This is a genomic window from Ideonella sp., assembly GCF_041918995.1.
In the GTDB taxonomy this organism is placed as follows: domain Bacteria; phylum Pseudomonadota; class Gammaproteobacteria; order Burkholderiales; family Burkholderiaceae_C; genus Ideonella.
This window is the reverse complement of the sequence record NZ_JAYRUN010000011.1, coordinates 97402-119965: the sequence shown is the minus strand read 5'-3', so window position 1 is coordinate 119965 and position 22564 is coordinate 97402. Positions and strand designations below refer to the sequence as shown.

Sequence of the window (22564 nt, the reverse complement as noted above, 5' to 3'; positions counted from 1 at the left end):
CCTGTGCTCAGTGAGACGTGGCGGCCGGCGCGCAGGCCGCCTGCGGACGCTCGAAGGCGCCGATGTCGAACCCCGCCCCGGCGGGCCGGCTGACGTGGTTGACGTCGTAGGCCGGCGCCCCATCGGCCGTGCCGGCGTCGATGGCCGGCGACTTCTTCTTCAGGCGGTAGTCGCCACCCGCGTAGTTCATCAGCTTCGGGTCGGCCGCCACCGTGCCCACATCGGTGCCCACCTTCAGGGTGATGGCGCGGGCGCTGCCGAACACCAGGTTGTTCATGGTCGTGTTGCGGCTACCGATGCAGGCCTGCCCGGTGTAGCAGTACTGCTCGATGCCCGACCGGGGATTGTCGAAGACCAGGTTGTTGTGCACCTTGGTGTCGTCCAGGACGATGCCGCCGGGGCTGTCGCCGGATCCGACGACGATGCCGCCTCCCATGGTGGATGAACCGTTGGCCACCACGGTGTTGTTGGTGATGGTCACCTTGTTGGCGGCATGCCAGAGGTGAATGCCCCAGGCGGACGCGCCCGACACCACGTTATTCGCGATGACGCCCCCGAGATTGGAATGGTAAATACCCTGGACGCCATTGCATCCGCCGCGTTTGCCGATATTCCGAACGGTGTTTCCAATGATGTCGTTACCCATGGCGCTGTAGTTTCCGTTCAGGATCCCGGCGCCCCCGCTGCCGGTGCAGCCGCCGGAAACCGCCAGGTCATGCACGCGGTTGCCCACGATGCTGGTGTAGGAGCCGGCGTTGTAGATGCCCAGGCGTCCGGGCCCACTGATGTCGAAGCCGACGATGTCCACATAGCTGCCGTTGTTCTTCCACATCGTTTCCGTGCCGGTGCCGATGACCATGGCCTCGCCGGGACGGTCGGAGATGAAGACGATGCGCTCCGTGGCCGTGCCCGAGGCGCGCGAGTCGATGTTGCCGGTGTAGATGCCGGGGGCGACATGGATCGTCGTCGACGGCTTGGCCAGTTCGGATGCACGTTGAATGGTGCGCAGGGGAAGCGCAACGGTGCCGGGGTTGGCGTCGTTGCCGGACGGCGAGACGTACAGGTGATAGAGGTTGGTGGCCCCGTAGCGGCTGAGATCGGCCCGGATTTCGGTGAGCATGACATCGTCAGACAGCGCGGCGGTGGCGAGGGCCGTGGCGGGTGCCGCCAGCGAGGCCGCGCCCGCCACGGCCAGGCAGGCAATAAACCGATTCTTCATCATTTGATTTCCTTGATTCATGGGACGGGTGAAGGGTTTTTCCAGATCGACGCCGCATTCGCTTCCATCCGGCACATTCCAGAAAGGACGCGGGGTATTCATCGACGGCGGCGATTGTGAAGTCGATACCCGGTATCACTTCACCAGAGGGAGTGACATTGCCGTGACAGTGCCGTTCCCGGGCCGGGCCACGTCAGCCGTTTCGTTCAATCGGCCCGGTGGGCCGCCCTGAACAATGGGTCTGGGGTCGCCTTCCGGCCGGACGCCGGGCGGCCCACCCCCATCTCACCTCCCCCCTTGCACCATGCCCACGAAGAGGATTCCGCTGTCCCACCTCGACTGGGATGACCTGCGCGTCTTTCACGTCGTGGCCGAGGCCCGCAGCTTCATGTCGGCGGCTCGCACGCTCGGCATGAACCAGTCCACCGTCACCCGGCGGGTCGCCCACCTCGAGGCCACGGTGGGCGGTGCCCTGTTCACGCGCCACCGGCTCGGCACCCGGGTCAACGCCCTGGGCAAGTCGCTCCTGCCCCACGTGGAGAAGATGGGCCTGGGTGCGCGGGAGTTCACCCAGGCCCTTGCCGGCACCAAGTCGCCAGACGGTCAGGTCCGACTCGCCAGCACGGAGTGCGTCGCCTCGGTCTACCTGGCGCCTCGCATGGAGGCGTTCGCGCAGCTGTGCCCGGGCATCGACCTCGACCTGATCACCTCCGCCGAGGTGGTCAACGTGGAGCGTCGGGCCGTGGACATCTACCTGTCGCCCGTTCAGCTGTCGGGCAGGGGCCAGGCGTCCGAGCGCATTGGCGGGTTCTCGTTCGTGCTGTGTGCGGGCCAGCGCTACCTGGACGCCCGGGGCCGCCCCGAGTCGGTAGCCGACCTCCGGCACCACCATTTCGTGAGCCACATCGACGATGTGCCCGAGGTCGGCAGGGTCCGCTGGCCCGACAACCTCGTCGATCAGCCGAGCATCAGCTTCCGGTCGAACAGCACGTGGGCCCAGATGAACGCCGCCGTCGCGGGTGCCGGGCTGGCCCTGCTGCCGAAGTGCTGCCTGCAGCACAGGACGGAGCTGGTGCCCCTGCTCGAGAACGAGATCGACATCGGCCGTGAGGTGTGGGCCACCGTGCACCACGAAAACATGTACCTTCCTCGCATCAAGAAGGTCATGTCGTTCCTTCGGCAGACGTTCCGGCAGGCGTGACGCCAGGTGGCCCGCGGAGGTGGGCAGGGCCCCGAGGCTCGTCCGCGGGCAGCGACACCGTCCGTCGCGGCGGCCTCAGGGGGCCCTGCGCCCCGCCCCGCGCGCCACGGCGGCGTCGATCAGCCAGGCGGCCGAGCGGCTGCCCACGTCGAAGTAGCGCGTGTGGGCGCCGTAGCCCAGGCAGACGTCGAGGCGGCTGGGCCAGTCGGGTCGGCGGGGGTCGGCGGCGCGCCAGGTGGCGCGGTCGTACGGCGCGTAGGCGTCCGGGCGCGGCCAGCGCGGGGCGGCGGCCGGCAGCACCGCGTCGGCCAGCGGATGCCCCACGCCGGGGTGGCCGCGTCGCGGATCGGGGGCCGCGCCCGCGGTCCACAGCCAGCGGCCGACGTAGTCGCCGCTGCAGTAGGCGTTGGTCCAGCGCACGATGCCCAGGCCGTCCAGGCCCGGGCCGGTGGTCCACGGGGACGCCGCCGTGCCGCTGTCGGCCGGCGCCGGGTGCGGCTGCAGCACCCAGCCGTACCACACCGGGAACCGGGCCGCGTAGAGTTGGCGCAGCGGGGAGCCGAAGCTCACCAGCTCGATGCGGGGCCACGCGGCGTCGGCGGGCGTGTGGTGCCGCTTCCAGCGCAGGAAGTCGGCCGCGATCACCGTGCCCTGGCTGTGGGCCACCACCACCACGTGGTCGTAGTCGGCCACCTGATCCCACAGGGCGGCCATGCGGTCGAAGATCTTGGCGCGCGGCACGCCACCCAGCGAATCGGCGGAGAAGTCGCGCAGGTAGTTGTCCACGTCCAGCACCACGTCCAGCGGGCCGCGGATGGCCGGCAGCACGCGCGAGAGCACGCCGCCGAACAGCACCAGCACGGCCCCCACGCTGGCGGCGCTGATGATGAACGGGCCCAGCAGGCTGCGCGAGAGCTGGCCGATCGTGTCGGAGGGGTCGCCCACGGACGCGCGCAGGGCGGCCTGCAACTGGTCGGACAGGGCCGTGTCGGTGAACCACAGCATGACCAGTGCGCTCATCCCTGCGCCGGCCACGACCAGCGCGGCGGTCAGCCGGTCGGCGAAGCGGAAGCCGCGCGTGAGCCAGCGGCCCAGCGCCGCCGACGAATGCGGGGTGGCCGCATCCGGGCGCGCCGCCTCGGCCACCGCCGACGGCGTGAGCAGCGCGATCGCCCAGGCCGACAGCAGCAGCACCAGCACCGCCACCGGGCCGAACACCAGCGTGCTCTGCTCGTAGCGGTCCTGCAGGAAGGCGTCGGCGTACACGTAGCCCTGCAGCGCCGCCCGGCTGCCGTGCAGCACCGGCAGGTCGCAGCCTGCACAGACGGCGCAGCGGGTGAGGTACTGCACCGGCACGTCCGGGGGCGCCGGCGCGGTGCACGGTTGCCAGCGCGCACGCAGCTCGGCGGCCTGCAGGCATTCGCGCCGGGTGACGCGCTGCCCCGGCTCGGCCTCGCGCGTCGCCTCCTGCAGGGCCTCGCAGCGGCGCACCTCCACATGGGGGGGCACCGCGCCGGGCCAGGCGCCGGCGGCAGGCGGCACCTGGGCATGCCGGTCCGCGGGCAAGGTGCTCAGGGGGAAGGCGATGGGGCGGTACGGCACGCCGCGCGCGGCCAGGCCGATGCCGGCGCTGACGGCCGCCCACAGCATGGACGTGACCAGCACGAAGCTGACGATGGACAGCATGCTGCCCAGCCGCGCCGTGCCCAGGCTGCCGATGGCGCCGTAGTCGTGGCGGTCGCGCCAGCAGATCCACACGCCCACGGCCATCACGCCCACCGCCAGCCCGCAGATGAGGAACCAGGTGTACTTGATGCCCAGCAGCGCCAGCTCCAGGCCGGCGATGGCCACACGCATCCACCCGGCCGCGTCGCCCGGCGCCGCGTTCAGGGCCACCAGGCAGGTGGTGGCGCCGATGAGCACGGCCGGGGCGGTGGCCAGGCGCAGGTCGAAGCGGAAGCGGCGCGCCGCCACGTTGAGCGCGCCCAGGTACAGGGCGCCGGCGGCGGCCGCCATGATGGCCATGGGCACATGGACCGGGTGGGCAGCGCCCCAGCCGGCCACCGCCCAGGCCAGGGCGCCGGCCAGGGGCAGCCAGTGGCGGTGGGGCCGCCAGGCAGGCGCGTCCGCGGGCGTGCGGTACAGCGCCCACCAGGCGGCCCCGGCGGCCACCAGCAGCAGCCCGCTGCGCGCCAGCAGCCGCTGGCCCGCCGCGTCCAGCGCCGCCACGGCACCCAGGCCCATGATGAGCAGGCCGAACAGGCCCAGCACCATCGTCAGCGGGGCGATGAGGTAGACCATGGCCGCGTCCAGCAGCTCGTGCAGGCGATGCAGCGCCCGCCAGCGCGCGTCCGGCTGCGCCGCGGCCCGCGCCCCCACGGCCTCCACCCCCAGCCGGGAGAGGCGGAAGATCAGGGTGAACACCTCGGACACGATGCGCGGCACCGAGCCGGACAGCCGCGACAGATCGGCCCAGTACATCTCGAACAGGTCGACCCGGGCCGTGCCCCCGGCATCGCTGCGCTGCAGCCGCACGCGGTGGGTGCGGTAGGCGGTGGAGGCCCGGGCGGACGCGCCCAGCAGCCGGTCCGTCAGCGTGATGCCCGGGTCGGCGCCGCCCACGCCCGGCGGCACTGGCGGCACCGCCAGCGTGAGCGCCTGCGTGGCACGGCGCTCGTAGCGCGCGCCCGGCGTGGCCGCCACCAGCAGCGACGCCACGGATTCCAGCGTGTCGCCCGGCGATTGATCCGCCACGCCATGCAGCACGACGACGGCCACCTTGTTCACGGTGTCTGCTCCCTCACCCGGTACGAAGCCTGCAGCGTGGCGGGCCGCGCGCCGGGTGGCCATCCCATGCTGGACCAGGCGGCGCCCCCCTGCGCGGGCACGGCGCGAATAGCCGCGCTGCCATGTCGGTCCCGGTGCGGATGAGGTACAAGCCCGCGTGGACCGCCTCGGCGAGAAGGCGGTCGCCAGGGGGACCCAAGGCATGTCGCCAGACCATCTCAGTGCCAGCTACCGCGACGTGGACCGCTCGGACGCGCTCCACGCGCGCCGCGCGTCCGCGCCCATGGACACCACGGCGCACCTGCTGGCGCTCACCCAGCGCATCGCCGAGCAGCCCGACCAGGCCTTGCAGGCCCTGATCGACGTGGCGATGCGGGCCACCGCCGCCCACGCCAGCGGGCTCAGCCTCGTCACGGCGGGCCCCGATGGGCACGAGGTGTTCCGCTGGGTCGCCACCGCGGGCGACCTGGCGGGGCAGCTGGGGGCGACCATGCCGCGGCACTTCAGTCCCTGCGGCGACGTGCTGCGCCGCAACGCCCTGACCTGGATGGTGCAGCCGGCGCGCCATTACGGCGTGGCGGACGACCTGGGCGTGTCGCTCGAGGAGGTGCTGCTCGCGCCGTTCGCGTTCGACGGCCGACCGCAGGGCACCCTGTGGGTGACGAGCCGCGATGCGAGCAAGACCTTCACCCGCGAGGACGGCGACGTGCTGGAAGAGCTGGCGGCGTTCGTGGGCCACTCCAGCGCGCTGGTGCAGCGGCTGGGCACCCGCCGCTTCAGCTAGCCGCTGCTCAGCGCCGCGGCGGCACGGTGAAGCCGATGAGCCGCGCCACCACCGTCGCCAGGTACATCACCCCGGTGAGCATGGCCAGGCTGGCCAGCGCGCGGGCGAAGGGCGATTCCGCCACCACGGGGCCCATGCCGGTGCTGCTCAGCAGCGCGAAGGCGAGGTGGTTCAGTTCGCTCCAGCTGCGCGGCGGCGCGCTGCTGCCGGCGGCGATGAACGCCTGCGGCTGCAGCGCCTGCGTGAGCACGAACAGGTGGGTGTAGCCCCACGCGAGCAGCGTGAAGGTGGCCGCCGCGGCGAACAGCTCGTCCACGGTGGTGCGGTCGTCGCTCATCATGTAGGCGATGAGGCTGGCGGCCGCATGGAAGTAGAACGCCGCTTCCAGCGCCGAGGACCACGGCAGCAGCCAGGCCATGCCCAGGAAGACCTGCAGCCCTGCCAGCACCACCGCCGGCGCCGCCAGCGCCACGGCCACGCCGGTGAGCCCGGGCGTGCGGCGCACCATGCGCACGGCCAGGATGAGCACCCCGAGGCCGAACACGTTCAGCACCAGCGGGCCGTGGCGGGCCGATTCCAGCAGCGGGTACAGCAGCACGCCCAGCACCTGGGCGATGAACAGCACCGCCGAGGGGTGGTGGACGATCAGGCGGATCCAGCGGCGCGCAGCGGTCATGTCGGGGTGGGGCAGGTCGGCATGCCGTGACTGTTGCGCCGGTGCGCGCGCGGGGCAAGCCCCAGGTGCCTGTGGGGCGTCAGGCCGGGGGCGCCGGCGGCAGGGCCGGCAGCCGGATCTGCGCCCGCAGGCCGCCGAGCGGCGGCGTCGCGCGGTCCAGCGTGAGCGTGCCGCCGTACAGCGTGGCCAGCTCCTGCACGATGGCCAGGCCCAGGCCGCTGCCGGGCCGGGACTCGTCCAGCCGGCCGCCGCGCGCCAGCGCCGCGTCGCGGTCGGCCTCGGCGATGCCGGGTCCGTCGTCCTCCACCACCAGCGTGAAGCGGGGCGTGGCCGCGTCCCTATCCAGCGCGACCGACACGCGCACCTCGGCGCGGGCCCACTGGCAGGCGTTGTCGAGCAGGTTGCCCAGCATCTCGTGCATGTCCTGCGCTTCGCCCGCAAAGCGCAGGCCCGGCGGCAGCGGGCCCACCTGCAGCCGCAGCCCGCGCGCGGCATGTACACGCGACATCACGCGCCGCAGGCCTTCCACCACCAGCGCCACGTCCGTGTGCACGCCGGGCATGCCGTGCGCGGCCGCGGCGCGCGCGCGGGCCAGGTGCCAGTCCACATGGCGGCGGGCCAGCGCCACCTGCTCGTCCACCCGCGCGGGCAGCTGCGCCAGCTCGGCCGGGCGCTGGCGGGCTGCCTCGGCCGCCTGCAGCAGCGCCGACAGCGGCGTCTTGATGGCGTGCGCCAGGTTGCCCGCCTGGGTGCGTGCCCGGTCCACCACGGCGAGGTTGCGGTCCAGCACGCCGTTGAAGTCGTCCACCAGCGGTTGCACCTCCGCGGGGAAACCGCCCTCCAGGCGGGCCGCCCGCCCGCTGCGCACGGCGGCCACGGCCCGCTGCAGGGCGCGCAGCGGCGCCAGGCCCACGTGCACCTGGGCACCCGCGGCCGCCACCAGCACCAGCAGCAGCACCGCCAGCGACGCGCCCAGGCCGGTGTTGAAACGCTGCACGGCCGCGTCGTTGTCGCGCAGGTCGGCCGCCACCTGCACTCGCCACGGGCCGTGTGCGGCCCCGTCCAGGCGCACCAGTCGCTCCACCAGCAGCAGCCGTGCACCTCCAGGGCCGGCGACCTCGTGCACGTGCACCTGGGCGTCGGCCGGCTCGTCCGGCGGCGCGGCGAGCTCCGTGTCCCACAGCGAGCGCGACCGCAGCGCCGGCCGGGGGCGCCCGGCCGCGGGGTGCACCTCCACCTGCCAGTACAGGCCGGAATAGGGCCGCAGCCAGCGGGGATCGCTGAGCTGGGCGGCGTCCAGCACGGGGGCGCCCTCGGGGCCCACCTCCAGCCGCGTCACCACCTGGTCGAGCTGCGCGGTGAGCAGGCTGGCGAACTGGCGCGTCACGGCCTCGCGGAACAGGCCGGCCAGCAGCCAACCCGCGAGCAGCAGCGCCAACGCCGCCGCGGCCAGCGTGGCGATCAGCAATCGCCAGCGCAGCGAGCGGGGCCGGCGCCGCGCCGCCGCCACCGCCGGGCCGCGCACAGGCGTCCCGTCGGACTCCGTCCTGCCGTCGTTGCCGGTGGGACGGGCCGGCGGGCTCATGCCGGGGCCGCCAGGCGGTAGCCGAGCCCGCGCACGGTCTCGATCATGCCGGCGGGCAGCTTGCGGCGCAGCCGCGCGACGAACACCTCGATGGTGTTGGAGTCGCGGTCGGCGTCCTGTGCGTAGAGGTGCGCGTTGAGTTCCGTGCGCGAGACCACCTGGCCGGGCCGGTGCATCAGGTAGGCCAGCAGCCGGTACTCGTGGGCGGTGAGCGGCACCGCCATGCCCGCCACGCTGGCGCGGCCGCTGCGGGTGTCCAGCGCCACCGGGCCGCAGGTGAGCAGCGGCGAGGCCATGCCCTGGGCACGGCGGATCAGCGCGCGCAGCCGGGCGAGCAGCTCTTCGGTGTGGAAGGGCTTGGCGAGGTAGTCGTCGGCACCGGCGTCGATGCCGGCCACCTTGTCGTGCCAGCTGTCGCGGGCGGTGAGGATGAGCACCGGCGTGCCCACGCCGGCGGCCCGCCAGCGCTGCAGCACGGTCAGGCCGTCCAGCACCGGCAGGCCCAGGTCCAGCACGATGGCGTCGTAGGGCTCGGTCTGGCCGAGGTGCTCCGCATCGCGCCCGTTGTCGGCCGTGTCGACCGCGTAGCCGGCCGCCTGCAGCGAGCGGGCCAGCGGGGCGCGCAGCAGCGGCTCGTCCTCCACCAGCAGCAGCTTCATCGGCGCTCCCCCGGCCCGCGTGGGCGCGGCGGGAGCACCTCGGCCGTGCGCGCGTCCACATGCAGGCGCGTCACCTGGCCATCGCCGCCCAGGAGCTTCACCTCGTAGACCCAGCGGCCGCCTTCGCGCTCCAGCTCGAGCTCCAGCACCTGGCCCGGGTGCTGGCGCTGCAGGCGCTCCAGCAAGGCGGGCAGCGGCAGGATCTCGCCGGCACGCACGGCCTCGCGGGCGTGCTCATGGTCGCCCTCGCCGGCCCGTGCGGGCGGGGCGGCCAGGGCCCAGGACGCGGCCATCAGCACCAGGAGGCGAAGGACGGACATGCGGCCGATTGTTCCGCATCGCGTCTGAACCGCAGATGAACGCGCGCTTCAGCTTCGCTTCACGGCCTGCCTCGAAGAATGCCTGCCATCGCCACCCCGCACGACGCAGGAGCCCTTCGATGCACACCCGATCCACTGCCCTGGTCCTGGCCGTCGCGGCCTGGGCCAGCCCCGGGGCCGCCCGGGCGGCCGACACCCGCCCCGGTGCCCAGCTGGCCCGCTTCGCCACCGAGGCGGGGCGGCCCGGCCAGGCCGACGCGGGGCGCGCGTTCTTCACCCGCACCCACGGTGGCAAGTGGTCGTGTGCCTCGTGCCACCGCGAGGTGCCCACGCAGCCTGGCCAGCATGCCGTGTCCGGCAAGACGCTGGAACCGCTGGCGCCGGCCGCCAACACACGCGCCTTCACCGAGCAGGCGCGGGTGGACAAGTGGTTCCGCCGCAACTGCAAGGACGTGGTGGGCCGTGAATGCAGCGCCGGCGAGAAGGCGGATGTGCTTGCCTACCTCGTGGGCCTGACGCGCTGAGGGGCACGCCATGCGAACCCGTCCCCGCGTGATGCCGTGGTGCGCCGTGCCGCTGGCCCTGGGCGCGCTGCTGCTCGCCGGCGCCGCCGCGCGCGCCGACGGCGACTCCCACCGCGCCGCCGTGCCGCTTGCCCCCGCCTATGTGCAGGAGTGCGGCGCGTGCCATGTCGCCTACTCACCGGCGTGGCTGCCTCCGCGCTCGTGGCAGCGCCTGATGGGCGGCCTGGACCGCCACTTCGGCAGCGACGCGTCCGTCGAGCCGGCCACGCAGGCCGCGCTGGCGGCCTGGCTCGACGCGGCGTCGCGCCGTGCGGGCCGGGTGCGCGAGGAGCCGCCGCAGGACCGCCTGACCCGCTCGGCCCGCTTCGAGCGCCAGCACGACGAGGTGCCCGCCAGCGTGTGGGCCCTGCCGTCGGTGAAGACCCCGGCGAACTGCGCCGTGTGCCATCCGCGCGCCGCCGAGGGCCGGTTCGACGACGACGAGCTGCGCCTGCCCGCAGGCGCCGACCCGCGGCTGCGCCGCGCCTGGCATTGAGACCTCCATGAATACGATCAATCCCTCTTCACCCGCCGCCGCCTCGACCTCGCCGCGTGATGCCCGCGCCGCGAGCCGGCTCGTCATCGACGCCCCGGTGCGCGCGGTCCACTGGCTGCTCGCGGCCAGCTTCGCGGGCGCCTGGCTCACCGCGGAATCCGAACAGTGGCGCGCGCTGCACAACACGCTGGGTTACCTGGTGCTGGGCCTGTTGGCCTTCCGGCTGGTCTACGGGCTGGCCGGGCCCCGCCCGGCGCGCCTGGGCGTGTGGTGGCGCAAGCTGAGGGCGTCACCGGCCTGGTGGCGTTCGCTGCGCGAGCCGGGGGCGTCCTGGCGCCCGGCCCAGAACGTGGCCATGGCCGCCACCGTGCTGGGCTTGGCGCTGGCACTGATCGTCGTGGGCCTCAGCGGCTGGGGCCTGGAGCTCGACGGCGGCGCCTGGCTGGAGGAGGTGCACGAGGCGGTGGCGGAGTTCAGCCTGCTGCTGGTGCTGGCCCACCTGGGGGCGCTGGCGGTGCTGAGCGCCCTGCGCGGTCGCAACCAGGCGCTGCCCATGCTCACCGGCCGCCAGCCGGGGCCGGGGGCCGACGTGGTGCGTCCGCGCCGGGCCCTGGCCGCCGCGGTGCTGGCGGCGGCCGCGGCCTTCGTCGCCTGGCAATGGCAGCAGTCGCCCCAGGGCCTGTGGCCGGCGGGCGGCGAGGGGCCGGCCAGCGGCGCTGCGTCGTGGACGTCCGAGGGCGTGCCCGTCCCGGCGCACGGCGACGGTGACGACCACGACGAAGACGATGACGACTGAGGCCGGTGCCGCACGGCGCCCGGGTACGGGCCTTGCCGCGTGGCCCGGCCATGAGCACGCTCGCCGTCCGACCTGCCGCCTCGGCCACCCCCGTGGACGGGGCCGCGCCGCCCCGCCTGACCGACTGGGACAGCACGCTGGCCTTCCGGCGCGACCCCTACCGCTTCATCGGCCGCCATGCCGTGGCACTGGGCACTGAGGTGTTCGAGGCCCGGCTGATGCTGCGTCCCACGCTGTGCCTGACGGGCGCTCGGGCCGCCCGGCTGTTCTACGACCCGGGGCGCTTCGAGCGGGCCGGTGCGGCGCCGGGCGCCTTGCAGGCCACCCTGTTCGGCCGTGGCGGTGTGCAGGGCATGGACGGGGCCGCGCACCGCCGCCGCAAGGCGCTGTTCGTGGCCCTCACCGAGCCCGCGGCCGTGGACGACCTGGTCGCGCAGGTGCGGCAGGACTGGCAGGCGGCCTGGCCGCGGCCCGGTGCGTCGGCGCCGTTCTCGCTGTACGACTTCGCGCAGCCGGTGCTCACCCACGCGGTGTGCGCCTGGGCAGGGGTGCCCCTGCCGGCGGCGGAGCTGCCCCTGCGCACGCGCCAGCTGGTGCTGCTGTTCGACGGCGCCGCGGGCGGCCTGGCCGCCCACCTGCGGGCACGCTGGGCGCGGCGACGCCTGGAGGCCTGGCTGACGCGCGGCGTGGAGGCCACGCGCGCCGGCCGGCCCGGCTTCCGCCCGGGCAGCGCCGCCGAGCGCATCGCGCGGCATGGCGACACGGGCGCGCGCCCGCTGCCGGCGCGCGTGGCGGCGGTGGAGCTGCTGAACCTGCTGCGGCCGGTGGTGGCGGTCAGCGTGTACCTGAGCCTCATGGGCCAGGCGCTGCATGTGCACCGTGGCGCGCGCGCGCGGCTGCTGCAGCCGCTGCCCGACGCCGCCGAGCGCGAGGCACGGCGCCGCGCGTTCGTGCAGGAGGTGCGCCGGCACTACCCGTTCTTCCCCGCGGTGGCCGCGCGCGTGCGGGACGACTTCACCTGGCAGGGCGTGGCATTTCGCCGCGGGCAGCGCGCGTTGCTGGACCTGTACGGCACCTGCCACGACGCCCGCGCCTGGGCCGACCCCTGGGACTTCCATCCCCAGCGCTTCGAGCACGACGAGCGGCCGCCGCCCTTCGCGCTCATCCCGCAGGGCGGCGGCGATGCCGCCACGCACCACCGCTGTCCGGGCGAGGGCATTGCCAGCCGCCTGATGGGGCTGGTGCTGCAGATGTGGCTGGACGACGATGGCCTGGGCTGGCACGTGGTGGGCGAGCCGCCGGCGCTGCGCATGGACCGCCTGCCGGCGCTGCCACTGGGGGGGCTGATCGTCGAGCCGGTGGGCCGGCCCGCCGGCGCCCTGCTGGCCTGAACTCAACCAGGAGACTGCCATGACCGTGCTGTACCTGATGCACCGCCTGCGGCCGTACCGGCGCCGCGTGCCGCCCATGGTAGCCTGGGCGCTGCTGGCGCTGGTGGTCGTGCTGGCCGGCTGCGCCACGCCGGCCAGCCGCGAGGCCAACTACGAGCGCTGGCTCAGCCCGTGGCGCGGGGCCACCGAAGAATCCCTGCGGGCGCGCTGGGGCCCGCCGCAGGCCGAGGAGAACCTCGGCAGCGCCAAGCGGCTCACTTATGTGGCCACCCACCCGCGCGACGGCTCCGGGGCCACGGTGGGCATCAGCATCGGCGGGTTCGGCATCGGCGGCGGCGGGCGCACGGCGGTGGGCGGCGGCGTGGGCATCAGCGCGCCGCTGGGCGCAGGCGCGGCGTCCACCTGCACCACGCACTTCATGGTCGAGGCCGGCCGCGTGGTGTCCTGGACCTTCGAGGGCCCGGCCTGCGACGGGCCGGCGTCCTGAGCCGGCAGGTCCCCGCCGGGGCGGGCCGTGGCACGCATGAGCCGTGGCGCCGGCCACCAGCCCGGCAGCAGGCGCTGCACGTCGGCGCGGCCGAAGCGGTCGTCGATGAGGTAGACCACGCCCTGGTCCTGCGGCGTGCGCACCACGCGGCCGGCGGCCTGCACCACCTTGCGCAGGCCGGGGTACAGGCAGGCGTAGGCGAAGCCATCGCCGAAGCGCTGCTGCAGCCGCTCGCGCAGGGCGTCCTGCACGGGGCTGACGGGCGGCAGCCCCAGCGTGGCCACGAAGGCGCCGATGAGGCGCGTGCCCGGCAGGTCCACGCCTTCGGCGAACGCACCCCCCAGCACGGCGAAGCCGATGCCGCGCCCGCCTTCCACGAACTGCGCGAGAAAGGCCTCGGTGGCGGCCGCGTCCATGCCGCGTGTCTGCCGCCACAGCGGCCAGCCGGGCTGGCGCGCGGCCAGCGCGTCGGCCACCTGGTGCAGGTAGTCGAAGCTGCTGAAGAACGCGAGGTAGTTGCCCGGCTGCGCCTGGAACTGCCGTTCCACCAGGCCGGCGATGGGCCCGGCGCTGCGTGCGCGGTCCGCCCAGCGGGTGGACACGTTGCGCACCACGTGCAGGGCGAGCTGGTCGGGCGAGAAGGGCGCCGGCACGTCCAGCCAGGCGCAGTCGTCGGGCAGGCCGAGGTTGTCGGCCTGGAAGCGGCGGGGTGCGAGCGTGGCGGAGAACAGCGTCACATGGTGGGCGGCGGCCCAGCGCGGGCGCAGGTGGTCCGCGGGCGTGACGTTGCGCAGCGTGAGCGCGGGGGGCGGCGGCCGGCGGCCTCCGCCAGTGCCGCCGCGGGCGTGGGGTGAGCGGGCCGGGTCCACCGCGTGCCCGTCCACCATCGAGTGGGCGGGGTCGTACAGTTCGGCAAGGCGGCGCCAGTGCAGGGCGGCGAAGTGCAGGTCCAGCACGGCCTGCGGCCAGGGCGGGGGCGCCTCGGCCAGCAGGTCGCCCACGGCGCCGATGGCGTCGCCCAGCGCCGCGAGCCAGCGCTCGGGCAGGCCGGGCAGCACCTGGTAGGCGGCCGCCCCGGCGGGCCAGTGGGCGTCGGCCAGGGCCCGCCATGCGCGGGCCAGGCGGTCCAGCGGCCGGCGCAGCGCGGGCGCGGCCCGGCGGGCCGCGGCCAGGGTCGGCCAGTCCAGCGTGACGCTGTGGTTGTCCCGGGCGCGGTCGATGACATGGTGCGCCTCGTCGATCAGCACCGCCACGCGCCAGCCGTGTTCCAGCGTCAGCGTGTGCAGCCCGGCGGCCACGTCCAGCCAGTGGTTGCTGTCGCCCACCACCACGTCGGCCCAGCGGGCCATCTCCTGGGCCAGGTAGTACGGGCACACCTGGTGGGCGGCGGCCACGGTGCGCAGGGCCGGCCGGTCGAGCGCGCCCGGGTGGGCCGCGGCCGCCTCGCGGGCCGCGGGCAGGCGGTCGTAGAAGCCGCGCGCCAGCGGACAGGAGTCGCCATGGCAGGCGCTGCCGGGGTGCTCGCAGGCCTTGTCGCGGGCGGTGAGCTCCAGCACGCGCACGCGCGCTGGGGCAGTGGCGGCCGGGTCATGCCCCCCCAGCACCTGGCGCAGCGCCTCCAGCGCCGCCAGCCGGCCCGATCCCTTGGCCGTGAGGAACAGCACCTTGTCCAGCCCGGCTTCGGGCACCGCGCGCAGGGCGGGGAACAGCGTGCCCACCGTCTTGCCGATGCCGGTGGGTGCCTGGGCCAGCAGGACGCGGCCGTGGCGGGCGCTGCGGAAGACGGCTTCGGCCAGCTCACGCTGCCCGGCGCGGAAGCGGCCGTGCGGGAAGGCCAGGCCGCGCAGGGCGGCGTCGCGCTCGACCCGGTGGACGGCCTCGCGGGCGGCCCACGCGGCGTAGCGCCCGGCCAGGCGGTGCAGGAAGTCCTGCAGCTCGGCCGCCGGCACGCGCCGCGCCACGCGGGGATGGGCCTCGTGGCTCACCGCGTCCACGTAGACGACGGCCACCTCCCAGTCCGGCGCGGTGGCCGCGGCGCAGCACAGGGCGCCGTAGACCATGGCCTGGGCCCAGTGCAGGGTGCGCTGGTTGGCCGGCAGCCGCGCCGGGTCGCCGCGGCAGGTCTTCACCTCCTCGACGCAGCGGCCGGCGTCGTCGACCCCGTCGGCCCGGCCGCGCACCCGCAGCACGCCACCCGGCACCGCCACCTCGGCCGCCAGCGCCACCTCGGCCTTCCAACCCGGCGGCCGCCGCCGCGTGGCCGCCAGGTGGCCCGCCTGGCCCTGCTCCGCGGTGGGGGAGGGATTGAAGCGGTGGTCGAGGTCGCCCTCGCGCGCCGCCAGGTCGCACAGTACGCGCACGGCCACGGTCCAGCGGGGCGCCGGCGCGGCGGCGCCCGGCGCCCGGGCAGGGGGCGTGTCGTGGGAAGGCGTGGCGGGGGCGGACACGGGGCAGCGGCCTGGATGGGCATCCAGTGTAGCGGCGGGCATCCCGCGGGCCCCCGGCTTGCCGCATGCACCCACCGGCCATGCGGCCGACCCTGGAGGCACCATGTCCACGCACACATCGCCCCGTTTCCCGCCCGGGCTGGAGGGCGGCCTGGAACACGACGCCGAGGACCACCGCCTCGGCGAGACCGGCCAGACCGGCCCCGAGGCGCCCGGCGACGTGGACCGGGCGCACCCGGAGGCGCCGCCCCGCGACGACGCGGATGCTGCGCCAGCGTCGGGCTGAGCCGCTCAGCCGGCGCCGTGCTGCACGGCGTACTGGTGCAGCATCACGCCGTTGGCAAAGGCCTCGGCATGGCGCAGGGCGAGGCGTGTCATCACCGGCGTCTCGGGGAACAGCCGCCGTCCGCTGCCCACCGCCACCGGGAACACGAGCAGGTGGATCTCGTCCACCAGGTCATGGGCGAGCAGCGAGTGCACGAGCATGCGGCTGCCGGCCACCAGCAGCGGCCCGCCGTCGGCCTGCTTCAGCGCGGCCACCTGGCCGGCGATGTCGTCGCGGATGAGCCGGGTGCCCGCCCACAGCGGCGGCTGCAGGGTGGTGGACACCACGTGCTTGGGCAGCGCGTTCATGCGGTCGGCGAAGGCGCCGCTGCGCCCGGGCCAGGCGCCTGCGAACGACTCGTAGGTGACGCGGCCCAGCAGCAGCGCGCCCGCCTGTTCGGCCTCGCGCAGCTTCCAGGCCACCTGGTCCTCGCCCATGAAGGGCACGGCCCAGCCGGTATGCAGGTGGCCCGGCTCGCCGCCGGGGGCTTCCATCACCCCGTCGAGGGTGACGAACTCAGAGACGATCAGCGGTCGCATGCGGCGCTCCATTCACGGTCTGCGGCCCCCAAGCCTACCGCCGGCGCCATGACCGCGGTGACGGTCAGGGGCCCGTGGCGCCACCCAGGCGCAGGCTGATGCGGGCCGCCGCCTCGCGCACCGCGCGGGCCGCGGCGCTGGTCCATGCGGCCGGCAGGCGGTCCTCGTGGTCGAGCGCGGTGATGACCAGCGGCACCTGGCCCTCGTGGTCGCGTGCCGGGGCCGCGAAGGCGTTGACGCCCGGGATGGGGCGGCCGACCGCCCGCGCGACGCCGTGGCGGGCGAACTCCGCCCGCAGCGGCTCCAGATCGGCCGGCCGGGCGCGACGTGCGTCGCGCGGCTGCAGCCCGCCCAGCGGGCCCGCGACGGCCTCGGCCAGCCGGGTGGCGGGCATCACGGCGGCGAAGGCGCGGCCGGTGGCGGTGTCGAGGATGGACAGCACGCTGCCCACCCGCAGCGCCACGTGCAGCGGCTGCGTGGCCTCGATCAGGCGCACGACGGTGGGCCCGAAGTTGCCCCACACCGACAGCGCCACCGCATGGCCGGTGGCCTCGGCCAGGGCACGCGCCTCGGCCTCGGCGGCCCGCAGCGGGTCCCATTGGCGCAGGCAGGCCAGGCCGATCTGCAGCGCGGCGGGGCCCAGCGCGTAGTGGCCCGAGTCGGCCTGCCGCTCCACCAGGCCCAGGCGCCCGTAGCTGACCAGGTAGGGATGGGCGCGCGAGGCCGGCAGCCCGGCGCGCGCGGCCAGGTCCTTGAGCGCGAGCGCGCCGCCGCCGTCGGCCAGCGCCAGCAGCAGCCGGCCGCCCACCTCGACCGACTGGATGGCGCGCTGGCCGCGGTCGGCCAGATCGTCCGCTGGTGATTTGCTCATGGCAAACGAGTTTGACACAAGCGGCGGCCTGTGTCTAAATCGACAAACGCATTCGTCATACGCAAACCAGCCCGGGTCACAGCATGTCCTCTTCCACCAAAGCCTTTGCCAGCCAGGCCGACCTCGAGGAGAAGCAGGTCAGCTTCACCCGCCTGTCCGACAACGCCTATGCGTACACCGCCGAGGGTGACCCGAACACCGGCGTGGTGATCGGCGACGACGCGGTGATGGTGATCGACACCCAGGCCACGCCCGCCATGGCGCAGGACGTCATCCGCCGCATCCGCGAGGTGACCGACAAGCCCATCCGCTACGTGGTGCTGAGCCACTACCACGCGGTGCGCGTGCTCGGCGCGTCGGCCTACCAGCCCGAGCACGTGATCGCCAGCCGCGACACCCGCGACCTCATCGTCGAGCGCGGCGAGCAGGACAAGGCCAGCGAGATCGGCCGCTTTCCGCGCCTGTTCCGCAACGTCGAATCGGTGCCCCCGGGCCTGACCTGGCCGACGATCACCTTCGAGGGACGCATGTCGCTGTGGCTGGGCCAGCTGGAGGTGCAGATCCTGCAGCTGGGCCGGGGCCACACCAAGGGCGACACGGTGGTCTGGCTGCCGCAGCAGAAGATCCTGTTCTCCGGCGACCTGGTCGAGTTCGACGCCACGCCGTACGCCGGCGACGCCTACTTCCAGGACTGGCCGCACACGCTGGACCGCATCGCCGCCTTGCAGCCGCAGGCGCTGGTGCCCGGGCGCGGGGCGGCGCTGACCACGCCCGAGGCGGTGCACGCCGGGCTGGCGGGCACCCGCGCCTTCGTGAGCGACGTGTGGGCCCAGGTGCAGGCCGGCCAGGCGGCGGGCAAGGACCTGAACACGGTCTACCGCGAGACCTACGCGGCCCTGAAGCCGAAGTACGGCCACTGGGTGATCTTCGACCACTGCATGCCCTTCGACGTGACCCGCTGCCTGGACGAGGCCGCCGGCATCGCCGACCCCCGCATCTGGACCGCCGAGCGCGACCGCGCCATGTGGGCCGCGCTGGAAGGCTGACCCGCGCAGGACCCGGCCATGCTGTCCACCTACACCTACCCGCGTTTCAGCGCGCGCCGCGCGCCCGAGCTCGACGAGGACGCGCCGCGCCGCCATCCCGTGGTGGTGGTGGGCGCCGGCCCGGTGGGCCTGGCCGCCGCCATCGACCTGGCCCAGCGCGGCCTGGCCGTGCTGCTGCTCGACGAGGACGACACCGTGAGCATCGGCTCGCGCGGCGTCTGCTACGCGCAGCGCACGCTGGAGGTGCTCGACCGGCTCGGCGTGGCCCAGCCGCTGGTGGAACGCGGGGTCACCTGGAACGTGGGGCGCACGTTCTTCGACACCGAGGAAGTGTTCCGTTTCCACCTGCAGCCCGAGGCGGGCTTCCGCCGCCCCGGCATGATCAACCTGCAGCAGTACCACCTGGAAGAGGCGCTGGTGCGCCGCGCCGCCGAGCTGCCCGGCCTGGACCTGCGCTGGAAGCACCGCGTGCTGAAGGTGGAGCCGCACGGCCAGGGCGCCACCATGCAGGTGGAGACGCCCGAGGGCCGCTTCACGCTGGAGGCGGACTGGCTGGTGGTGGCCGACGGCGCCCGCAGCCCCATCCGCCGCCAGCTGGGCCTGGACATCGAGGGCCAGGTCTTCCACGACCGCTTCCTCATCGCGGACGTGGTGATGGAGGCGCCGAGGCCAGCGCCGGGCCGCTCCCAAGCGGCCGAGCGCCCCCTCCGGGGGCAGCCTGCGGCCTCGCCCGCAGGCGGTGGGGCTGACGATTGGCCCGCGGAAAGGTGGTTCTGGTTCGACCCGCCCTTCCACCGCGGGCAGAGCGTGCTGCTGCACAAGCAGGCCGACCGGGTGTGGCGCATCGATTTCCAGCTGGGCTGGGACGCCGACCCCGAGGCCGAGAAGCAGCCCGAGCGGGTGATCCCGCGCATCCAGGCCATGCTGGCGCACTGGTCCGGCAGCGGCGGCACGCCGCCGTCGTTCGAGCTGGAGTGGGTGAGCGTCTACACCTTCCAGTGCCGGCGCATGGCCCGGTTCCGCCACGGCCGCCTGCTCTTCGTGGGCGACGCCGCGCACCAGGTGTCGCCCTTCGGTGCGCGGGGCGCCAACTCGGGCATCCAGGACACGGACAACCTCGCCTGGAAACTCCAGCTCGTCGTCGAGGGCCGCGCGCCCGAATCGCTGCTCGACACCTACGCGGGTGAGCGCCAGGCCGCGGCCGACGAGAACATCCTCAACTCCACCCGGTCCACCGACTTCATCACACCGAAGAGCCCGGTGTCGCGCCTGTTCCGCGACGCGGTGCTCGGCCTGGCGCGCGAGCATGCATTCGCGCGCACGCTGGTCAACTCCGGCCGCCTGTCCGTGCCCACCTGGCTGGCCGATTCGCCGCTGAACACGCCGGACGCGCACGGCTGGGCCGGCTGGATGCGGCCCGGCATGCCCGCCGCCGACGCCCCGGTGGTGGCGGCCGATGGCCGGCCGGCCTGGCTGCTGGACGAGCTGGCCCAGGCGAGCCTGGGGCATGGCGGCGCGGCGTTCACGCTGCTCGTCTTCGGCGAGGCGGCCCTGGCGCCCGCCGAGCTGCCCGCGGGGCTGGCCGTGGTGCGGGTGCAGCCCGCCGGCGCGGCGGCGGGCCCCCTCGCCGGCGAGCGCGTCCTGCAGGACAGCGAGGGCGCGGCCACCCGCCGCTACGGCGCGCAGGACGGGGCGGTGTACCTGCTGCGGCCCGACCAGCATGTGGCGGCCCGATGGCGGGCCCCGGGCGCCGCGGACGTGGGGCGCGCGCTGCGGCGCGCCCTGGGCCATGCGGAGGCGATGGCATGAGCACCCCCCTGGTCACCACGCCGAACTTCGGCACCCCGGGCGAGCCGCCCCTGCGGGCTTTCACGCCGGGCGATGATTTCTACGAGGCCCTGATCGCCACCCACCGCGGGCTGGACGATGCGCAGAGCCAGCTCGTCAATGCCCGTCTGGTGCTGCTGCTGGCCAACCACATCGGCGACCTCGGCGTGCTGCGCGAGGCGCTGGCGGCGGCGCGCGCGGGGGTGGTGGGCGCCTCGTCCGGCGCCTGAGCGCGCCGCGGCCCGCGCGGCACGCGCCGCCGGTCCGTCCGCACAGGGCGACGGGCTGTCGGCGCCGTGGCGGGTTTCGTCGCGGCGGGCGTGCAGGCGGCGCGCCGGCTCGCCATACTGCGCGGCACCATGCCGAACCTGCCCGCTACCCCGACTTCCGTGTCCCGCCGCGACGTCCTGGGCGCCGCCCTCGGGCTGGGCCTGGCCCTGGCGCCGTGGCGCCTGCAGGCGCGGGAGGACGCCAGCGCGCCGCCGGCCGCACCCGGCGAGCTGCTGTCGGTGGACGAGCGCGCCGCGCGCGTGCTGCCGCTGGACCTGGACTGGGTGGACGGCGCGCGCCAGCGGCCGGTGCCCGCGCGCCTGTACTGGCCCTCGACGCCGCAGCCGCGGGCCACGGTGCCGCTGGTGGTGTTCTCCCACGGCATCGGCGGCTCACGGGTGGGCTACAGCTACCTTGGCCGCCATCTGGCTGCGCTCGGCTGGGCCTGCCTGCACGTGCAGCACACCGGCAGCGACCGCTCGCTGTGGCTGGGCAACCCGCTCACCCTGGTGAGCCGCCTGCAGCACGCGGCGCGCGAGGAAGAGGCGGTCCACCGGGTGCTGGACCTGCGCTTCGCGCTCGACCGGCTGCTGGCGCCGCCGGACGGCGCGTCGCCGCTGGCCGGGATGGCCGAGCGCGTGGACCGCGACCGGCTGGTGGTGGCGGGCCATTCCTACGGCGCCAACACGACGCTGCTGTCGGTGGGGGCGCGGGTGGAGCGGCCCGGGGTCCGCCACGAGCTGGCCGATGCCCGCTGGCGGGCCGGCATCGTGCTCTCCGCGCCGCCGTTCTATGGGGAGCGCGACCTGTCGGCGATCCTCGCGCCGGTGCGCGTGCCCACGCTGCACGTGACGAGCAACGAGGACGTGATCCAGATCCCGGGCTACCACTCCGGCGTGGAAGACCGCATCGCCGTGTTCGAGGCGGTGGCGGACCCGCGCAAGGCCCTGGCCGTGTTCCAGCGCGGGGGCCACAGCGTGTTCACCGACCGCCAGGTGTCTGGCGGGGCGGAGATGAACCGCCAGGTGAAGACGGCCACCAAGACCCTGGCCGCGGCGTTCCTGCAGCAGCAGTTCGCTGCACAACCCGATGCGTTGTCGGGCTGGGCGCGCCAGTGGCAGGCCGAGCTCGCCCGCACGGCGGGGCTGCTGTCGCCGCTGCCGGCGCCGCTACAGTCGCCGGCATGAAGATCTGCATCATCGGCGCCGGCGCGATCGGCGGTTTCATCGGTGCGCGCCTGGCGCGCGCGGGGCGCGCCCAGGTGAGCGCGCTGGCCCGGCACGAAACGCTGGCGGCCCTGCGCCAGCACGGCTGGCGCCTGCGCGAGGCGGGCGGTGACGGCGCCGACCTGCTGCACGCCCCCGTGGGCCAGGTGAGCGACAACCCCGCGGCGCTCGGCCCGCAGGACCTGGTGGTCATCGCCGTGAAGGGGCCGGCGCTCGCGGCGGTGGCCGCCGGCATCCGGCCGCTGCTGGGGCCGCACACGCGGGTGCTGCCGGCGATGAACGGGGTGCCGTGGTGGTTCTGCCAGGGCGTGCCCGGGGTGGGCGAGCAGCCCCTGCAGAGCGTGGACCCTGGCGGCCACATCGCCGAGGCGATCCCGCATGAGCGCGTCATCGGCTGCGTGGTGCACATCGCGGCGTCCAGCCCGCAACCGGGGCTGGTGCAGCATGGCTTCGGCCAGGGGCTGATCCTGGGCGAAGCGCGCGGCGGCCACAGCCCCGCGGTGCAGGCGGTGGTGGACCTGTTCGCCCACGCGGGCTTCGAGGTCACGCACTCGCCCGACGTGCGGCGCGACATCTGGTTCAAGCTGTGGGGCAACCTCACCATGAACCCGGTGTCCGCGCTCACCGGCGCCACCACCGACCGCATCCTCGCCGACCCGCTGGTGCGCGCCTTCTGCTCGGCCGCCATGCGGGAGGCGGCGGAGGTGGGAGCGCGCATCGGCTGCCCCATCGAGCCCTCCCCGGAGGACCGCCACGCCATCACGGCGCGGCTGGGGGCCTTCAAGACGTCCATGCTGCAGGATGTGGAGGCCGGCCGGCCGATCGAGCTGGACGGCATCGTCGGCGTGGTGCACGAGATCGCGGGGCGGCTGGGCGTGGCCACGCCGAACGTGGACGCGCTGTTCGGCCTGGCCCGGCTGTTCGGCCGCGTGCACGGCCTGTATCCCCAGCCCGCGGCCTGAGCGGCGCGCGGGCGCGCTCCGTCACGCCCCGCGGCGCCGGCCCGGCGTCGCGGCGGTGACAGGCGCAGGGCGGGGGCCCCGGGACAA

At 74.8% G+C, this 22564-nt stretch carries 21 protein-coding genes; 12 read left to right on the top strand and 9 right to left on the bottom strand.

Annotated features, from left to right (window positions below; translation table 11 throughout):
- Nucleotides 1-7: 7 nt before the first annotated feature.
- Nucleotides 8-1321, bottom strand: coding sequence for a choice-of-anchor Q domain-containing protein (locus ACE3UN_RS11785; protein WP_374675141.1), 1314 nt, complete (start codon nucleotides 1319-1321; stop codon nucleotides 8-10).
- Between the two features lie 202 nt (nucleotides 1322-1523).
- Here ACE3UN_RS11785 and ACE3UN_RS11780 point away from each other — a divergent pair, with 202 nt between their 5' ends.
- Entirely contained in the window at nucleotides 1524-2420 is an 897-nt protein-coding gene (locus ACE3UN_RS11780; RefSeq protein ID WP_374675140.1) for a LysR family transcriptional regulator, read from the top strand.
- Nucleotides 2421-2495: 75 nt separating this feature from the next.
- On the opposite strand, the gene ACE3UN_RS11775 is transcribed toward ACE3UN_RS11780, so the two are convergent.
- Nucleotides 2496-5207, bottom strand: a complete 2712-nt coding sequence (locus tag ACE3UN_RS11775) for a hypothetical protein (RefSeq protein ID WP_374675139.1) — start codon at nucleotides 5205-5207, stop codon at nucleotides 2496-2498.
- 202 nt (nucleotides 5208-5409) lie between these two features.
- On the opposite strand from ACE3UN_RS11775, the gene ACE3UN_RS11770 reads away from it, so the two are divergent.
- Nucleotides 5410-5991: a GAF domain-containing protein gene (locus tag ACE3UN_RS11770; protein ID WP_374675138.1), complete on the top strand. Its 582-nt coding sequence runs from the start codon at nucleotides 5410-5412 to the stop codon at nucleotides 5989-5991.
- 7 nt (nucleotides 5992-5998) lie between these two features.
- On the opposite strand, the gene ACE3UN_RS11765 is transcribed toward ACE3UN_RS11770, so the two are convergent.
- The 4 genes from ACE3UN_RS11765 to ACE3UN_RS11750 form a co-directional block, all read right to left on the bottom strand.
- On the bottom strand, nucleotides 5999-6667 hold the full coding sequence (locus tag ACE3UN_RS11765; RefSeq protein ID WP_374675137.1) for a two pore domain potassium channel family protein: 669 nt from the start codon (nucleotides 6665-6667) through the stop codon (nucleotides 5999-6001).
- 79 nt (nucleotides 6668-6746) lie between these two features.
- Nucleotides 6747-8252 (bottom strand): sensor histidine kinase, encoded by a 1506-nt coding sequence (locus tag ACE3UN_RS11760; RefSeq protein WP_374675136.1) that lies wholly within the window; start codon nucleotides 8250-8252, stop codon nucleotides 6747-6749.
- Entirely contained in the window at nucleotides 8249-8911 is a 663-nt protein-coding gene (locus tag ACE3UN_RS11755; RefSeq protein ID WP_374675135.1) for a response regulator, read from the bottom strand. The genes ACE3UN_RS11760 and ACE3UN_RS11755 overlap by 4 nt, the downstream gene beginning before the upstream one ends.
- A complete protein-coding gene (locus ACE3UN_RS11750; protein WP_374675134.1) occupies nucleotides 8908-9231 on the bottom strand; it encodes a PepSY domain-containing protein in 324 nt (107 codons plus the stop codon). Before ACE3UN_RS11750 ends, ACE3UN_RS11755 begins: the two co-directional genes overlap by 4 nt.
- A gap of 119 nt (nucleotides 9232-9350) precedes the next feature.
- On the opposite strand from ACE3UN_RS11750, the gene ACE3UN_RS11745 reads away from it, so the two are divergent.
- Genes ACE3UN_RS11745 through ACE3UN_RS11730 form a run of 4 tightly spaced genes read left to right on the top strand, consistent with a single transcriptional unit; the run spans nucleotide 9351 to nucleotide 12477 of the window.
- Nucleotides 9351-9755: a DUF1924 domain-containing protein gene (locus ACE3UN_RS11745; RefSeq protein WP_374675133.1), complete on the top strand. Its 405-nt coding sequence runs from the start codon at nucleotides 9351-9353 to the stop codon at nucleotides 9753-9755.
- A 10-nt stretch (nucleotides 9756-9765) separates the two neighbouring features.
- Nucleotides 9766-10290, top strand: a complete 525-nt coding sequence (locus tag ACE3UN_RS11740) for a cytochrome C (protein ID WP_374675132.1) — start codon at nucleotides 9766-9768, stop codon at nucleotides 10288-10290.
- A gap of 7 nt (nucleotides 10291-10297) precedes the next feature.
- Nucleotides 10298-11086, top strand: coding sequence for a cytochrome b/b6 domain-containing protein (locus tag ACE3UN_RS11735; protein ID WP_374675131.1), 789 nt, complete (start codon nucleotides 10298-10300; stop codon nucleotides 11084-11086).
- A 50-nt stretch (nucleotides 11087-11136) separates the two neighbouring features.
- Nucleotides 11137-12477 (top strand): cytochrome P450, encoded by a 1341-nt coding sequence (locus tag ACE3UN_RS11730; RefSeq protein ID WP_374675130.1) that lies wholly within the window; start codon nucleotides 11137-11139, stop codon nucleotides 12475-12477.
- A 258-nt stretch (nucleotides 12478-12735) separates the two neighbouring features.
- Here ACE3UN_RS11730 and ACE3UN_RS11725 read toward each other — a convergent pair whose 3' ends face one another.
- Nucleotides 12736-15411: an ATP-dependent DNA helicase gene (locus ACE3UN_RS11725; RefSeq protein ID WP_374675129.1), complete on the bottom strand. Its 2676-nt coding sequence runs from the start codon at nucleotides 15409-15411 to the stop codon at nucleotides 12736-12738.
- A gap of 103 nt (nucleotides 15412-15514) precedes the next feature.
- On the opposite strand from ACE3UN_RS11725, the gene ACE3UN_RS11720 reads away from it, so the two are divergent.
- Nucleotides 15515-15697: a hypothetical protein gene (locus ACE3UN_RS11720; RefSeq protein ID WP_374675128.1), complete on the top strand. Its 183-nt coding sequence runs from the start codon at nucleotides 15515-15517 to the stop codon at nucleotides 15695-15697.
- 5 nt (nucleotides 15698-15702) lie between these two features.
- On the opposite strand, the gene ACE3UN_RS11715 is transcribed toward ACE3UN_RS11720, so the two are convergent.
- Nucleotides 15703-16275, bottom strand: coding sequence for a dihydrofolate reductase family protein (locus ACE3UN_RS11715; RefSeq protein WP_374675127.1), 573 nt, complete (start codon nucleotides 16273-16275; stop codon nucleotides 15703-15705).
- A gap of 64 nt (nucleotides 16276-16339) precedes the next feature.
- The gene (locus ACE3UN_RS11710) at nucleotides 16340-17146 is read right to left on the bottom strand and encodes an IclR family transcriptional regulator (protein ID WP_374675126.1); all 807 of its coding nucleotides are present in this window, start codon (nucleotides 17144-17146) and stop codon (nucleotides 16340-16342) included.
- 83 nt (nucleotides 17147-17229) lie between these two features.
- Between ACE3UN_RS11710 and ACE3UN_RS11705 the strand changes: the two genes are divergently transcribed.
- The 5 genes from ACE3UN_RS11705 (at nucleotide 17230) to ACE3UN_RS11685 (ending at nucleotide 22477) form a co-directional block, all read left to right on the top strand.
- Nucleotides 17230-18192: an MBL fold metallo-hydrolase gene (locus ACE3UN_RS11705; protein WP_374675125.1), complete on the top strand. Its 963-nt coding sequence runs from the start codon at nucleotides 17230-17232 to the stop codon at nucleotides 18190-18192.
- A gap of 18 nt (nucleotides 18193-18210) precedes the next feature.
- On the top strand, nucleotides 18211-20001 hold the full coding sequence (locus ACE3UN_RS11700; RefSeq protein WP_374675124.1) for an FAD-dependent oxidoreductase: 1791 nt from the start codon (nucleotides 18211-18213) through the stop codon (nucleotides 19999-20001).
- Nucleotides 19998-20249 carry a DUF2783 domain-containing protein gene (locus tag ACE3UN_RS11695; RefSeq protein ID WP_374675123.1) on the top strand — a complete coding sequence of 84 codons (252 nt, stop codon included), beginning with the start codon at nucleotides 19998-20000 and terminating at the stop codon, nucleotides 20247-20249. Before ACE3UN_RS11700 ends, ACE3UN_RS11695 begins: the two co-directional genes overlap by 4 nt.
- A gap of 159 nt (nucleotides 20250-20408) precedes the next feature.
- Nucleotides 20409-21476, top strand: a complete 1068-nt coding sequence (locus tag ACE3UN_RS11690; protein WP_374675122.1) for an alpha/beta hydrolase family protein — start codon at nucleotides 20409-20411, stop codon at nucleotides 21474-21476.
- Nucleotides 21473-22477 carry a 2-dehydropantoate 2-reductase gene (locus tag ACE3UN_RS11685; protein WP_374675121.1) on the top strand — a complete coding sequence of 335 codons (1005 nt, stop codon included), beginning with the start codon at nucleotides 21473-21475 and terminating at the stop codon, nucleotides 22475-22477. The genes ACE3UN_RS11690 and ACE3UN_RS11685 overlap by 4 nt, the downstream gene beginning before the upstream one ends.
- Nucleotides 22478-22564 lie beyond the last annotated feature (87 nt).

Excerpts from the sequence above, each read along its gene's own strand:
- ACE3UN_RS11705 (WP_374675125.1), top strand. The coding sequence starts at position 17,230 with ATGTCCTCTTCCACCAAAGCCTTTGCCAGCCAGGCCGACCTCGAGGAG.
- ACE3UN_RS11750 (WP_374675134.1), bottom strand. The coding sequence starts at position 9,231 with ATGTCCGTCCTTCGCCTCCTGGTGCTGATGGCCGCGTCCTGGGCCCTG.
- ACE3UN_RS11715 (WP_374675127.1), bottom strand. The coding sequence starts at position 16,275 with ATGCGACCGCTGATCGTCTCTGAGTTCGTCACCCTCGACGGGGTGATG.
- ACE3UN_RS11770 (WP_374675138.1), top strand. The coding sequence starts at position 5,410 with ATGTCGCCAGACCATCTCAGTGCCAGCTACCGCGACGTGGACCGCTCG.
- ACE3UN_RS11760 (WP_374675136.1), bottom strand. The coding sequence starts at position 8,252 with ATGAGCCCGCCGGCCCGTCCCACCGGCAACGACGGCAGGACGGAGTCC.
- ACE3UN_RS11710 (WP_374675126.1), bottom strand. The coding sequence starts at position 17,146 with ATGAGCAAATCACCAGCGGACGATCTGGCCGACCGCGGCCAGCGCGCC.
- ACE3UN_RS11755 (WP_374675135.1), bottom strand. The coding sequence starts at position 8,911 with ATGAAGCTGCTGCTGGTGGAGGACGAGCCGCTGCTGCGCGCCCCGCTG.
- ACE3UN_RS11735 (WP_374675131.1), top strand. The coding sequence starts at position 10,298 with ATGAATACGATCAATCCCTCTTCACCCGCCGCCGCCTCGACCTCGCCG.
- ACE3UN_RS11740 (WP_374675132.1), top strand. The coding sequence starts at position 9,766 with ATGCGAACCCGTCCCCGCGTGATGCCGTGGTGCGCCGTGCCGCTGGCC.
- ACE3UN_RS11700 (WP_374675124.1), top strand. The coding sequence starts at position 18,211 with ATGCTGTCCACCTACACCTACCCGCGTTTCAGCGCGCGCCGCGCGCCC.
- ACE3UN_RS11785 (WP_374675141.1), bottom strand. The coding sequence starts at position 1,321 with ATGAATACCCCGCGTCCTTTCTGGAATGTGCCGGATGGAAGCGAATGC.
- ACE3UN_RS11720 (WP_374675128.1), top strand. The coding sequence starts at position 15,515 with ATGTCCACGCACACATCGCCCCGTTTCCCGCCCGGGCTGGAGGGCGGC.
- ACE3UN_RS11685 (WP_374675121.1), top strand. The coding sequence starts at position 21,473 with ATGAAGATCTGCATCATCGGCGCCGGCGCGATCGGCGGTTTCATCGGT.
- ACE3UN_RS11745 (WP_374675133.1), top strand. The coding sequence starts at position 9,351 with ATGCACACCCGATCCACTGCCCTGGTCCTGGCCGTCGCGGCCTGGGCC.
- ACE3UN_RS11730 (WP_374675130.1), top strand. The coding sequence starts at position 11,137 with ATGAGCACGCTCGCCGTCCGACCTGCCGCCTCGGCCACCCCCGTGGAC.
- ACE3UN_RS11695 (WP_374675123.1), top strand. The coding sequence starts at position 19,998 with ATGAGCACCCCCCTGGTCACCACGCCGAACTTCGGCACCCCGGGCGAG.
- ACE3UN_RS11780 (WP_374675140.1), top strand. The coding sequence starts at position 1,524 with ATGCCCACGAAGAGGATTCCGCTGTCCCACCTCGACTGGGATGACCTG.
- ACE3UN_RS11765 (WP_374675137.1), bottom strand. The coding sequence starts at position 6,667 with ATGACCGCTGCGCGCCGCTGGATCCGCCTGATCGTCCACCACCCCTCG.